Raw genomic sequence first — 13,317 nt, 5'->3', positions numbered from 1 at the left:
CGTCTCCCGGAATTATTGTCCTTTGCGGATCATTCTCGTTCAGCGCTTGATATAGACAGGCTTTCGCTTCTCAAGGAAGGCCCTGATGCCTTCCGAAAATTCCTCGGAACGACTGCACAGGACCTGGTTGCGGTCCTCCATTGCGATCGCAGCTTCCAGCGATCCGGCATCCACGCTCATGTTGAGACATTCCTTCGACAGACGCAGCCCCACGGGCGAGGCGGTCATCATCGCGTCGACATAAGGCGCGGCCGCGTCGTCGAGCTTGTCCTCGTCAACGACCTCCGAGACGAGCCCGACCGCCAGCGCGCGCTCGGCGCCGATGAAGCGCCCGGTGAGGATCAGCTCGGATGCCACGGACACGCCGACGAGGCGCGGCAGGAAATAGCTGGTGCCGATGTCGCAGCCGCCAAGACCAAGCTTGATGAAGGCGCAATTCATCCGCGCCGATTTCGTCGCGATGCGGATGTCGGACGCCAGCGCCAGCGCAAAGCCGCCACCGGCCGCGGCGCCCTGCACCAGTGCCAGGATCGGCTGCGGGCAACGCCGCATCAGCATCACGATGTCGGCGATGCACCGCTGCGAGTCGAGCGACTCGGTTACACCGGGCGGCTCCTGCTGACCGGCGCGGCGCGCCATCGCGGCCTTGAGATCGAGGCCCGCGCAAAAATTCCGGCCTGCGCCTTTCAGCACGACGACGCGCGTGTCGCGGTTGCGCTGCAGGCTTTGGAAATAGACGTTGAGAGCATCGATCAGCGCGGGATCGAGCGCGTTGAGGTGCTCGGGGCGATTGAGCGTGACCCGGTCGACGCCGTCGTCATGCTCGATCAGCAGCGGTTGAGACATGGGGACCTCACACATCAATCATGAGCCGGACTGTCACCCTCCCCTGGAGGGGGAGGGTCGATCGCGCGGAGCGCGAGCGGGGTGGGGTGACGGTCTCTCCCCACTAAACAGTGCCCGAGCGGAGAGATCACCCCACCCCGGCGCTTCGCGCCGACCCTCCCCCTCCAGGGGAGGGTAAGAAGCGCCGCTTACCTTGGCGCCATGCGGATGGCACCGTCGAGGCGGATGGTCTCGCCGTTGAGCATCGGGTTCTCGACGATGTGGACCGCGAGCATGCCGTATTCGGCGGCATCGCCGAGACGCGAGGGATGCGGCACCTGCGCGCCGAGGCTCTTGCGGGCCTCTTCGTTGAGGCCCATCAGCAGCGGTGTGAAGAACAGGCCGGGCGCGATGGTGTTGACGCGGATTTTCTGGCTGGCGAGGTCGCGCGCCGCCGGCAGCGTCAGGCCAACGACGCCGCCCTTCGACGCCGAATAGGCGATCTGGCCGATCTGACCTTCGTAAGCGGCGACCGAGGCGGTGTTGACGATCACGCCGCGCTCCTCACCGACCGGCTCGATCGTGACGAGACGCTCTGCGAACAGCCGCAGGCAGTTGAAGGTGCCGATCAAATTGACGTTGATGATGCGCGCGAACTTTTCCAGCGGGTAGACGCCGTCGCGACCGACGATGCGCTGCGAGCCGCCGATGCCGGCGCAGTTCATCAGCACGCGGGCCACGCCATGCGCGGCTTCCGCCTTGGCGATCGCCGACTTGATCTGCTCCTCGCTGGTGACGTCGGCATGCAGCGCGATGCCCTTCACCTCGGCGGCGACCTTCTCGGCGTTTTCCTTGCTCTGGTCGATCACGCCGATCTTGGCGCCCTTGGCGGCCATGGCGCGGGCGGTCGCAGCACCCAGGCCCGAACCGCCGCCGGTGATGAGAACGGCTACGTCTTTCAACTGCATCGCTTGTACCTTTCCTTGGGCGTTTCTTCTCTGGACTTGAAGGTTCAGCCGGATCATCCGGCCGCGGCAGTTTCCTCGGCTTGCGTGAGGATGCCGCCGCAAATCAGCGTTTCCATGTGCTTGATGTATTGCCGGCAGACTTCGTCGGTGACCGGGCCGACGCCGGTCGCGCGAGACATCGCGTGTCGGCCGAAGAACAGGTGATCGCAAGCGCCGATCAGGCTGGTGTAGAATAGCACCGGATCGGTGGCGCGGAACTCGCCGCGGCTGACGCCGTCGGCCAGCAGGCGGCGGTGGAAGTCGAGCAGCGGCGCGACGAAGAACTTCGACACCTCATCTGCGCATTCCGGCTTGGTCTCGTGCAGGAGATAGTGGATCAGCCGGTTCATGTACGGGAACCGGTAATAGGCCCGGATGATACCGCCGATATGCAGCTTCAGCTTCGCGGTCGGCGTGATCGGCTGCGCCAGCAGATATTCGAGATTCGACAGCTCGGTCGCGGCGTTGCGCTCGAGCAGCGCCAGCAGCAGGCCGTCCTTGTTACCGAAATGGTATTTGACCAGCGCGGCATTGGCGCCGGACTTCTGGGCGATGTCGGAGAGCGAGATCTCGATCGAGGAGCGTTCGATCATCAGCTCGCTCGCGGCCACGAGCAATTTCTCTGCCGTGGAATTCTTCCCGCTGGGGAGCTTGGTCGGTACGCTGGTAGCCACAGAGATCCCTGAACATGCCTCGTGAGGCGCGCAGATAAGCCCAAGCAGCGCCCTATCACAAGAGTTAATTGATCGATTGACTAAATGATCTCGCGCCCCTTAAATCCGTCCCCGACAACTAACCCAATCAAGAATTCAGGGAGAAACCGAATGGCCGAGGCTTACATCGTCGCCGCTGCGCGCACCGCGGGCGGGCGCAAGGGGGGCCGCCTCGCCGGCTGGCATCCGGCCGATCTCGCCGCCAAGGTGCTGGACGAGCTGGTCGACCGCACCAAGGTCGATCCCGCAGAGGTCGAGGACGTGATCATGGGCTGCGTGATGCAGGTCGGCGAGCAGTCCAACAACATCGCACGCAATGCGGTGATGGCGTCAAAACTGCCGGAGAGCGTGCCGGGGACCTCGGTCGACCGCCAGTGCGGCTCCTCGCAGCAGGCGCTGCACTTCGCCGCGCAAGCTGTGATGTCCGGCGCGATGGACGTGGTGATCGCCGCCGGCGTGGAATCGATGACGCGGGTGCCGATGGGCCTGTCGTCACAGCTCCCGGCCAAGAACGGTTTTGGCAATTACAAGAGCCCGGGCATCGAGAAGAAATATCCGAACATCATGTTCAGCCAGTTCACCGGCGCGGAGATGATGGCCGAGAAGTACGGCCTCTCCAAGGATGAGCTCGACGAGTACTCCTACAACAGCCATCAGCGCGCGATCGCGGCGACGCAAGCGGGTCACTTCAAGAAGGAGATCGTGCCGCTCGAGATCACCCGTGCCGACGGCAGCAAGGACACTCACCACATCGACGAAGGCATTCGCTTCGACGCAACGATCGAAGGCATCAGAGGCGTCAAGCTGATCGCCGAGAACGGCAAGCTCACGGCGGCGAGCGCCAGCCAGATCTGCGACGGCGCCTCCGGCGTCATGGTGGTCAACGAGCGCGGCCTGAAGCAGCTCGGGGTCAAGCCGCTCGCGCGCATCCATCATATGACCATGACCGGGGGCGATCCCGTCATCATGCTCGACGCTCCGCTGCACGCGACCAAGCGCGCGCTGGAGAAGGCCGGCATGAAGATCGGCGACATCGATCTGTTCGAGGTCAACGAGGCCTTTGCCTCGGTGCCGACCGCCTGGCTCAAGACCACCGGCGCCGATCCGGAGCGTCTCAACGTCAACGGCGGCGCGATCGCGCTCGGCCACCCCCTCGGCGGCTCCGGCACCAAGCTGATGACCACGCTGGTCCACGCTCTGCATCAGCGCGGCAAGCGCTACGGCCTCCAGACCATGTGCGAGGGCGGCGGCATGGCCAACGTGACGATCGTGGAGCGGCTGTAAGCCTCATCCACATAGATGGTGTCGTCCCGGACAAGCGCGCCTCTAGCGCGCGCCGATCCGGGACCCATAACCACAGGACGCCGTGGTTATGCTACGCCGGAGCTCCATCTCGTTTCAACAACCACGCCCTGTGGTTATGGATCCCGGCTTTCGCCGGGATGACACCTTCTTTGTTGCGAGACCTTCGCCATGACCCATCCGTCCGTCTACGCCAAGACCACGCCGAGCAAGATCGCCTATCAGATGGCCGGCACCGGCAAGGCGATCACCTATCGCGAGCTCGACGAGCTCTCGAACCAGGGCGCGCATCTCTTCCGCTCGCTTGGCCTCAAGGCCGGCGACCACATCGCGCTGTTGATGGAGAACCGGCTCGCCTTCATGGAGATCTGCTGGGCCGCACAACGCAGCGGGCTCTATTACACCGCGATCAGCCGCTATCTGAAGCAAGACGAGATCGACTACATCGTCAAGGACTGCGGCGCCAAGGTTGTGATCACCACGCCGAAATGCGCCGACCAGATCAAGGGCTTGATCAAGGGCACGCCAGGCGAGCCGATCTTCTACATGATGGACGAGCCGCTACCGAGCTTCCGCTCCTACGACAAGGAAGCAGGCGCGCAGCCGACGACGCCGATCGCGGACGAGGTCGCCGGCTACGATATGCTGTATTCGTCCGGCACCACGGGCCGTCCGAAAGGCGTCAAGAAGGCGTTCGAGGGCAAGCCGATCGACGAGCCGAACGCATTCCTGCGCGTGCTCTGCGCCAACATGTGCGGCATGAACGCCGACACAATCTACCTTTCTCCGGCGCCGCTCTATCACGCGGCCCCATTGCGCTTCAACATGATGGCGGTCGTGCTCGGCGGCACCTCCATCATCATGGAGCATTTTGATGCCGAGGAATTTTTGAAGCTCGTCGAGAAATACAAGGTCACGCAGTCGCAGCTGGTGCCGACCATGTTCGTGCGCATGCTAAAGCTGCCGGACGAGGTGCGCACCAAATACAATGTCTCCACGCTGAAGGGCGCAATCCACGCCGCCGCGCCCTGCCCCGTCGACGTCAAAGCCAAGATGATCGAATGGTGGGGACCGATCCTGATCGAGTATTACGCCGGCTCGGAAGGCAACGGCGTCACCGTCTGCAGTTCGAAAGATTGGCTGGCGCACCGCGGCAGTGTCGGCCGCGCCGTGGTCGGCAAGGTCAAGATTCTGGACGAGAACGACAAGGAGCAGCCGGTGGGCGAGATCGGCACGGTCTATTTCGCCGACGCGCCGGCCTTCACCTATCACAACGATCCCGAAAAGACGAAGAAGGCCTACAATGCAAAGGGCTGGTCGACGCTCGGCGACGTCGGTTATCTCGACAACGACGGCTTCCTCTATCTCACCGATCGCAAGTCCTACATGATCATCTCCGGCGGGGTGAACATCTACCCGCAGGAGACCGAGGACGTGCTCATCACCCATCCTGACGTCGCCGACGTCGCCGTGTTCGGCGTGCCGAATGAGGAGATGGGCGAAGAGGTGAAGGCGGTGGTGGAGCCGCACGACATGAGCCGTGCCGGCAAGGCGCTCGAGGCCGAGTTGATCGCCTATTGCAAGGGCCGCCTCTCCGCCATCAAATGTCCGCGCTCGATCGATTTCGAGGCCGAGCTGCCGCGCACGCCCACGGGCAAGCTGGTGAAACGCCATCTGCGCGACAAGTATTGGCCGAAGACGGCGACGAAGATTTAAGGCGCTCTCTCGTACCCTCCCCTGGAGGGGGAGGGTCGGCGCGAAGCGACGGAGTGGGGTGATCTCTCCGCATGGAACACTGCCCGAGTTGAGAGATCACCCCACCCCGCTCCCGCTGCGCGCGATCGACCCTCCCCCTCCAGGGGAGGGTCCTCAATCAAACAGGCTCGGCGTGTGGTTCACCAGCGCGCCTTCGATCTCGAGCATCTTCAGCTTCGTCACCACGCCGCCATTCGCCGAGAAGCCGCCGGGCTTGTTGCCGGCCGCCAGCACGCGATGGCAGGGCACGACGATCGGGCACGGGTTGCGACCGAGCGCCTGGCCGACGTCGCGCGACAGCTCGACGCCGCCGAGCCGCTTGGCGATGTCGCCATAGGTCATGGTCTTGCCCGGCGGGATGGTGCGGGCGATGTCGTAGACGCCGCGGTTGAACTCGGGCACACCGTCGAGGTCGAGCGGGATGTCGGTGAGATCATCCAGCTCGCCCGCGAGCAGTTTAACGATACGGTCGATCGCCTGTTGCACCTCGGCGGTGGGCTCGGCTTCGGTCGCCTCCGCATGGCGCTGATGGATACGGGTGCGGATCTTCTGCTCGCCGCCCATCGGCAATTGCGTGCCGTTGATGCCACGCGGGCCCCAGGCGATGGCGCAGAGGCCGATCCTGGTGTCGAACAGGGCAAAATGCTGGTCGGTCATGGCTTGGTTCCTGGCTTGCTTCCTCGTCGCAGGCCCCCTCTTTGATCTCCTGCGAAATCTAGGCTTGGAAATAGTTGCGATCCACCCGGTTTCCGGGAATCTTGCACAGGAGTTCCTGTTCCTTCGCGCGAGCCCAGAATGCAAAGCCTCCACGTCAACGGATACGACATGCCCTATCTCGACGTGGGCGAGGACAAAGGCGGCCCGCCGCTGGTCTGCGTGCACGGCTCGCTCTCGGACTTCCGCATCTGGGGTTGCGTGCTCGGACCGCTGACGCAGCGGCACCGGGTGATCGCTGTCAGCTTGAGGCACTTCTTCCCGGCGCGATGGGACGGCCTCGGTGACACCTATTCGATTGCTCAGCATGTCGACGACGTTATCGCCTTCATCGAGAAGCTCGACCTCGGCCCGGTCGACCTGATGGGCCATTCCCGCGGCGGGCACATCTGCTTCCGCGTGGCGCAAGCGCGCCCCGACCTGTTGCGGCGGCTGATCCTCGCCGAGCCCGGCGGCGAGCTCGATGCAAGCCTCGATCCCGATTTCGTCGGCGGCCCCTCGCCGCTGCTGGCGCGCTTTACGGCTTCCGCAGAGAAGATCGCGGTTGGCGACGTCGACGGCGGCCTCGCCGTCTTCGTCGACACGCTGGAGGGCCCCGGCACCTGGCCGCGACTGCCGGCGATGGTGAAGCAAAATCTGCGCGACAACGCCATGACACTGATCGGCCAGGTCCGCGACAATCGCCCGCCGTTCTCGAAGGCGGACGCGGAGTCCATCAAAATGCCGACGCTGTTCATCCTGGGCGCGCGGACCAAGGGCCTGCTGCCGAAGGTGCTGCACGCGCTCGCGGCGCATGTGCCTTATTCGAAGACGGCGATCATCCCGAACGCAACACATCCGATGTTCGAGCAGGCACCGCAAAAATACTCCGAAGTGGTGCTGGATTTTCTGGCGAGCTGACCCATGCAGACATTTCGCGTCAACGGTTACGACATGGCCTATCTCGAAGTCGGAGACGGCCCGCCCCTGGTCTGTGTGCACGGCACGTTAGGCGATTTCCGCACCTGGTATTCGGTGCTCGGCCCGCTGTCGAAGGCGCATCGGGTGATCTCGGTCAGCCTGCGGCACTTCTTTCCCGAGCATTGGGATGCCGTCGGCGACGACTACAAGATGGCCCAGCATGTCGCTGATACGATCGCCTGCATCGAGCAGGTCCAGCCTGGACCGGTCGATCTGATGGGACATTCGCGCGGCGGCCACATCGCCTTCCGCGTGGCGCAGGCTCGGCCGGATCTGTTGCGAAAACTGGTGCTGGCCGAACCGGGCGGCGATCTCGATGCCAGCCTGCCGGTCCCCGCCGGCACGCCCGCGCATCCGCCGCTGGCCGCGCGCACCGCGCGCTCGGTCGAGATGATCCGCGCCGGCGACATCGAGGGCGCGCTGCAGAATTTTTACGAAGGCATCGAAGGCGACGGCTCGTGGCGGCGTGTGCCGGCGGCGGCCAAGCAGCAACTACGCGACAACGCACTGACCTTCCTCGGCCAGATCAACGAGCAGCGCAAACCCTACACACTGGCGGATGCGCGGGCGATCAAGACGCCGACGCTGCTGATTGGTGGCGGCGCGACCACGGGAAGCCTGTCGGTGATGTGGCGCGTGCTGGTCGAGCACATCGCAGGCGCCAAGACGGCGGTGATCCCGAACGCCGGCCACTGGATGTTCGAACAGGCGCCGCTGGAGTTTGCTGAAGCAGTGAACAGGTTCTTGGCGGAGTAGGCTTCTTCCTTCTCCCCTTGTGGGAGAAGGTGGCGCGAAGCGCCGGATGAGGGGTTCTCTCCACACATGAGCTTGCGGAGACAGACCCCTCACCCGCCGAGCTTCGCTCGCACCCTCTCCCACAAGGGGAGAGGGTTAGAAAGGCCTCACACCTTCCAAACGCCGACCGGCATCTTGATCGTCGCGTTCAGCCGGTTCCAGACATTGATCGTTGCGATCGAGAGGATCAGCGTGGCGAGCTCGCGCTCGTCAAAATGCTTGGCGGCCGCGTTCCAGATCGCATCCGGCACGGGATCCTCGCGATCGGCAAGACGCGTGACCGCCTCGGTCAGCGCCAGCGCGGCGCGTTCGGCTTCGGTGAAATAGGGCGCCTCGCGCCAGGCGGACACGGCGAACAGGCGTTCATCGGTCTCGCCAAGCTTGCGCGCGACCTTCGGATGCATGTCGACGCAGACGCTGCAGCCATTGATCTGGCTGGCGCGCAGGTGCACCAGTTCCAGGAGCTTTTCCGGCAGACCCTGTTTGGTCAAATTGCCGAGGGACTGAAGGACATTCATGGCCTCCGGCAGGACCATGACCGGGTGATTCATACGTGCGTGCATCATCTTGCGTCTCCGTTCGAGAATTTCGAAGGTTCCGGTCACATCGACCGGATTGGCTTCGTCATAGGCATGACGGATCGCGATGAGGGAATGTGACCGATGACTGAAGAAAATCTTCTCACCCGCCAGTTCGAGGCCAGCCGGGACCATCTGCGCGCGGTCGCCTATCGGATGCTGGGCTCCCGCGCTGAGGTCGAGGATGCCGTGCAGGAGGCCTGGCTGCGGGTCAGCCGCTACGATATGTCCGACGTCGCGAACCTGCGCGGCTGGCTGACCACCGTGGTGGCGCGGATCTGCCTCGACATGCTGCGCGCACGGAAGTCGCGCAAGGAAGAGCCGATGGGTCCGCACGTGCCCGAGCCGGTCGACGAGACGCGGGAGCGCGAGGCGGAGATGGCCGATTCCGTCGGTGCGGCGCTGCTGGTCGTGCTGGAGACATTGCAGCCGGCGGAACGGCTTGCCTTCGTGCTGCACGACATGTTCGCCGTTCCCTTCGATGAGATCGCGCCAATCGTCGGCCGCTCCGTTGACGCCTCGCGGCAGCTGGCGAGCCGCGCGCGACGCCGTGTGCAAGGCGCGCCGGTGCCGGAGACGGATCTGCCGCGCCAGCGCGGAATCGTTGATGCCTTCCTCAAAGCTTCGCGCGAGGGCGATTTCGAGGGCCTGCTGGCCGTGCTCGATCCCGACGTCGTATTCCGCGCCGACCAGGCCGCGGTGCGGCTTGGCTCACTGCCCGAGATCCGCGGCGCGGACGCGGTCGCGCAAACCTTCAAGGGCCGTGCTCAGGCGGCACAGGCCGCGCTGGTCGATGGCGAAATGGGCGTCGCCGTCGTTCTCGGCGGCCAGTTGCGCATCGCGCTACGCGTCAGCTTCAGGGACGGCCGGATCGCCGGGATCGATGCTATGGCCGATGCCGAGCGAATTGCGACGCTCGATGTGGAGATGCTCGAGCGCTAGGTAGTAACAGGCCGACGGTGTCTTGCGCCGCTCGGTGGTGGCGCCGAGCGCCTTCAGGCGAGCTTCGGTGAAGCCGGCCATCTTCTGCCTCACCATCCCCAATGGCATCGCCCGGGCCATCATTTTTCTCGAAAAACAACCCCATGCACAGTAGACGGCCCTAGCAATATCAATAGCTTAGCTGCTCCGAAATGAGGGACCGGGCCATCCTCCGGTACCGCTTGACGCCGTCGATCCCGCAGCGTAGCGTCGAATACGGAATTCCGTATTCCCTCTTGCGCCTTTTCGGAGCTGCCGGCGTGATTCCTCTCGACCCGCTCCCGAACCTGATCGACCAGGTCTATGCGCGGATCCTGGAGGCGATCTCCGACCGCACCCTTCAACCCGGCCAGCGCATCCGGCAGAACGAGCTCGCCGACAAGCTCGGCGTCTCGCGCCAGCCGGTGTCGCACGCACTGCATCTGTTGCACCGGCAGGGCCTTGTCGCGGAGAGCGGCAAGCGCGGTTTTGAGGTGACCCAGCTCGACCCCTCACGCATCCGCCAGCTCTACGAGGTGCGCGGCGCCATCGATGCGCTGGCCGCCCGGCTTGCCGCCGAGCGTGCAGGCACTGACGCCGCGGCTCGCGCGCGGCTGGAGGCGGCGCTTGCCGCCGGACGCCGCATCGACCGCAACACGACGCTCGCCGAGCTCATCGTGCTCGACGTCGATTTTCACCGCGCCATCTATCAGCTCGCCGGCAATCCCGTGATCGAGGAGACGATGGCGCCGCAATGGCCGCATATGCGCCGCTCGATGGCGACGGTGCTGTCGGAGCTCGACTATCGCGGCAGCGCCTGGGCGGAGCATGCCGATATCGCCAAACACATTCTCGCGGGCGATGCGAACGCCGCCGAACGCGCGGCGCTGGCGCATGCGCAGATGGCGGGACGGATGACCGAGGAAAGATTGAGGGCGACTGAGGAGGCGGCGGCGTAGTCATTTGCACCTGCGCCGTCATGGCTTGACCCGGCCATCCATGCCTTTGCTCGACGCCGAAGAACGTGGATGCCCGGGACAAGCCCGGGCATGACAAGAGAGAAAACAAATAAACAAAATCAAGGAGGACGACCCATGAAACTGTCTCAGGAGCAATTGGAGTTCTTCCACCGCGAGGGCTGGCTGTTCCTCCCCGAATTGTTCAGTCAGGAGGAGGTCGATCTGCTCGCGCGCGAGGCGGTCGGCATCTATGACGCCAACCGGCCCGAAGTCTGGCGCGAGAAGAGCGGAGCGCCGCGCACCGCCTTTGCCGCGCATCTCTACAACGAGGCGTTCGGCATCCTGGGCGCACATCCGCGCATGATCGAGCCGGTCGAGCAGGTGTTCGGCGAGCCGGTCTACATGCACCAGTTCAAGATCAACGCGAAATCGGCCTTCACCGGCGACGTCTGGCAATGGCACCAGGATTACGGCACCTGGAAGCGCGACGACGGCATGCCGGAGCCGCGCGCGATGAACATCGCGATCTTCCTTGACGAAGTCATGCCGATCAACGGCCCGCTGATGCTGGTGCCGCGCAGCCAGAACGCCGGCGATCTCGAAGCCTCGCATGACCTCGCCACCACATCCTATCCGCTGTGGACGCTGGATGAGGACACCGTGACACGGCTCGTCAAGCAGGGCGGCATCGTGGCGCCCACGGGCAAGCCCGGCGGCATGCTGATGTTCCACGGCAATCTCGTGCACGGTTCGAGCGGCAACATCACGCCCTATCCGCGCAAGATCGTGTATCTGACGCTGAACGCGGTCTCGAACTACATCCGCACCCCGACGCGGCCGGAGTACATCGCGCATCGCGATTTCGCGCCGATCAAGCCGGTGGACGACGACGCCCTGCTGCGGCTTGCCCGTGCGCCGCGGCAGGCGGCGGAGTAAGGTCGTCGCCACGGGCGTGCTCACCTCTCCCATTGGGAGAGGTCGGCGCGGAGCGCCGGGTGAGGGGTTAGGCCCTCTCGTCGGAGCTGCGGCCCCTCACCCGGTTTGCTGCGCAAACCGACCTCTCCCCTTCGGGGAGAGGTGGACCGAGCGCAAGCCGCATCAGCAATGCTGAACTATCGGACACCCCCATGAACCTCTTCCGTCTCCTGCAAGCCCGCGCTAGCGCCGGCAAGCCCGTTCGTGTCGCGCTGATCGGCGCCGGGAAATTCGGCTCGATGTTTTTGTCGCAGGTGCCGCACACGCCGGGACTGGAGGTAGCTATCATCGTCGACATCGACCGCGACCGTGCACGCGAGGCCTGCCGCACCGTCGGCTGGGACGCGGAGCGCATCGCCGCGACCACCTTCACCGATGACGGTGTGCGCGCCATCGCCGGCGGCGCGATGGACGTGGTGGTGGAAGCGACCGGCAATCCCGCCGTCGGCATCAAGCATGCGCGCGCTGCGATTGCGGCCGGCAAGCATATCGTGATGGTCAATGTCGAGGCCGACGTGCTGGCGGGCCCCCTGCTCGCGGAGGAAGCGCGAAAAGCGGGCGTGGTCTATTCGCTCGCCTATGGCGACCAACCGGCGCTGACGGCGGAGATGGTGGATTGGGCGCGCGCGACAGGATTCCACGTCGTCGCTGCCGGCAAGGGCACAAAATATCTGCCGGCCTATCACGACGTGACGCCTGATGGCGTCTGGCAGCATTACGGCCTCACCGCGGGCGAAGCGCAGTCGGCCGGCATGAATCCGCAGATGTTCAACTCCTTCCTGGACGGCACCAAATCGGCGATCGAGATGGCCGCGATCGCCAATGCCTGCGGCCTCGACGTGCCCGCCGACGGCTTGCTGTTTCCTCCCTGCGGCGTCGACGATCTGCCGCACATCATGCGGCCGCGCTCGAGCGGCGGCGTGCTGGAGCGATCGGGCGTGGTGGAAGTGGTCTCTTCACTCGAGCGCGACGGCCGGCCGGTGTTTCGCGACCTGCGCTGGGGCGTCTATGTCGTGCTGGAGGCGCCGAACGACTATGCCGCCGACTGCTTCAGACAATACGGCCTGAAGACCGATGCGAGCGGTCGCTTCGCGGCGATGTACAAGCCCTACCATTTGATCGGGCTCGAGCTGAACATCTCGGTGCTGTCGGCGGCGCTGCGGGGTGAGCCGACCGGGCAGGCTAACGGCTTTCGCGGCGATGTCGCGGCTGTGGCAAAACGCAATTTGCGCGCCGGCGAGATGCTGGATGGCGAAGGCGGCTACACGGTGTGGGGCAAGCTGGTACCGGCGGCCGCGAGCCTGAAGGCCGGCGCGCTGCCGATCGGCCTCGCGCACGGCGTGAAGCTGAGGCATGACGTCGCGCATGGCGCAGTGGTGCGGTGGAGCGACGTCGAGTTCGATGCGGGAAACGAGACGGTGAAAGCACGCAAGGCCATGGAGGCCGCGTTCGCAGCGCAGCATTGAGGGCGTCGCCGGCAGCGCAACCAAATGTGCGCTTGCTTTGCTGCCGCCCTTTCGCCATCCTGACCGCGATCCGGGACACTTGAATTTCGGACACCAAGAAACGTCGGCCAGCGGCGAAGACAAAGCGGCGCCAAGATCGCGATACCCTCGTCGAGGACTCGACATCACAGGAGGGAATGCATGGAACGTCGTAAATTCCTGACGGCAGGCGGGCTGGGCCTTGCCGCAAGCGCAGTTGCTGCACCGGCTATCGCGCAATCGATGCCCGAGGTGAAATGGCGCCTGGCGGCGAGCTGGCCGAAATCTCT

General features: G+C 64.7%; 14 protein-coding genes (1 of these 14 running past the window's edge). 9 read left to right on the top strand and 5 right to left on the bottom strand.

What is annotated here, in order from left to right:
- Positions 1-39 precede the first annotated feature (39 nt).
- The 3 genes from AAE027_RS28730 to AAE027_RS28720 form a co-directional block, all read right to left on the bottom strand.
- A complete protein-coding gene (locus AAE027_RS28730) occupies positions 40-846 on the bottom strand; it encodes an enoyl-CoA hydratase/isomerase family protein (protein WP_370986489.1) in 807 nt (268 codons plus the stop codon).
- Between the two features lie 188 nt (positions 847-1,034).
- Entirely contained in the window at positions 1,035-1,793 is a 759-nt protein-coding gene (locus AAE027_RS28725; protein WP_370986490.1) for an SDR family NAD(P)-dependent oxidoreductase, read from the bottom strand.
- Between the two features lie 53 nt (positions 1,794-1,846).
- Entirely contained in the window at positions 1,847-2,506 is a 660-nt protein-coding gene (locus AAE027_RS28720; protein ID WP_176945743.1) for a TetR family transcriptional regulator, read from the bottom strand.
- Positions 2,507-2,656: 150 nt separating this feature from the next.
- Between AAE027_RS28720 and AAE027_RS28715 the strand changes: the two genes are divergently transcribed.
- Both AAE027_RS28715 and AAE027_RS28710 read left to right on the top strand, forming a co-directional pair.
- Entirely contained in the window at positions 2,657-3,829 is a 1,173-nt protein-coding gene (locus tag AAE027_RS28715) for an acetyl-CoA C-acetyltransferase (protein WP_370986491.1), read from the top strand.
- A gap of 189 nt (positions 3,830-4,018) precedes the next feature.
- Positions 4,019-5,563, top strand: a complete 1,545-nt coding sequence (locus AAE027_RS28710; RefSeq protein WP_370986492.1) for an acyl-CoA synthetase — start codon at positions 4,019-4,021, stop codon at positions 5,561-5,563.
- Positions 5,564-5,716: 153 nt separating this feature from the next.
- Here AAE027_RS28710 and AAE027_RS28705 read toward each other — a convergent pair whose 3' ends face one another.
- Positions 5,717-6,259 carry a methylated-DNA--[protein]-cysteine S-methyltransferase gene (locus AAE027_RS28705; protein ID WP_370986493.1) on the bottom strand — a complete coding sequence of 181 codons (543 nt, stop codon included), beginning with the start codon at positions 6,257-6,259 and terminating at the stop codon, positions 5,717-5,719.
- 138 nt (positions 6,260-6,397) lie between these two features.
- Here AAE027_RS28705 and AAE027_RS28700 point away from each other — a divergent pair, with 138 nt between their 5' ends.
- Positions 6,398-7,216: an alpha/beta fold hydrolase gene (locus AAE027_RS28700; protein WP_370986494.1), complete on the top strand. Its 819-nt coding sequence runs from the start codon at positions 6,398-6,400 to the stop codon at positions 7,214-7,216.
- A gap of 3 nt (positions 7,217-7,219) precedes the next feature.
- The gene (locus tag AAE027_RS28695; protein WP_370986495.1) at positions 7,220-8,032 is read left to right on the top strand and encodes an alpha/beta fold hydrolase; all 813 of its coding nucleotides are present in this window, start codon (positions 7,220-7,222) and stop codon (positions 8,030-8,032) included.
- Positions 8,033-8,178: 146 nt separating this feature from the next.
- Here the strand turns inward: AAE027_RS28695 and AAE027_RS28690 are convergent, their stop codons facing one another.
- Entirely contained in the window at positions 8,179-8,634 is a 456-nt protein-coding gene (locus AAE027_RS28690; RefSeq protein WP_370986524.1) for a carboxymuconolactone decarboxylase family protein, read from the bottom strand.
- A 99-nt stretch (positions 8,635-8,733) separates the two neighbouring features.
- On the opposite strand from AAE027_RS28690, the gene AAE027_RS28685 reads away from it, so the two are divergent.
- The 5 genes from AAE027_RS28685 to AAE027_RS28665 form a co-directional block, all read left to right on the top strand.
- Complete coding sequence (locus AAE027_RS28685; RefSeq protein WP_370986496.1) at positions 8,734-9,591, top strand: sigma-70 family RNA polymerase sigma factor; 858 nt, start codon at positions 8,734-8,736, stop codon at positions 9,589-9,591.
- Between the two features lie 299 nt (positions 9,592-9,890).
- A complete protein-coding gene (locus AAE027_RS28680) occupies positions 9,891-10,568 on the top strand; it encodes a GntR family transcriptional regulator (protein WP_091891164.1) in 678 nt (225 codons plus the stop codon).
- Positions 10,569-10,703: 135 nt separating this feature from the next.
- Entirely contained in the window at positions 10,704-11,504 is an 801-nt protein-coding gene (locus AAE027_RS28675; protein ID WP_370986497.1) for a phytanoyl-CoA dioxygenase family protein, read from the top strand.
- Between the two features lie 191 nt (positions 11,505-11,695).
- The gene (locus AAE027_RS28670) at positions 11,696-13,009 is read left to right on the top strand and encodes an NAD(P)H-dependent oxidoreductase (RefSeq protein ID WP_370986498.1); all 1,314 of its coding nucleotides are present in this window, start codon (positions 11,696-11,698) and stop codon (positions 13,007-13,009) included.
- A 180-nt stretch (positions 13,010-13,189) separates the two neighbouring features.
- Positions 13,190-13,317 carry the start of a TRAP transporter substrate-binding protein gene (locus AAE027_RS28665; RefSeq protein ID WP_370986499.1) on the top strand. Its footprint extends 961 nt past the window's final position, so only the first 128 of its 1,089 coding nucleotides appear in the window; it begins with the start codon at positions 13,190-13,192; its stop codon lies beyond the right edge, outside the window.

Origin of the sequence: Bradyrhizobium sp. DN3, assembly GCF_041357655.1 — a bacterium.
Lineage (GTDB): Bacteria > Pseudomonadota > Alphaproteobacteria > Rhizobiales > Xanthobacteraceae > Bradyrhizobium.
Note: the sequence above shows the minus strand (reverse complement) of the source record. Positions and strands in the feature narration are given on the sequence as shown.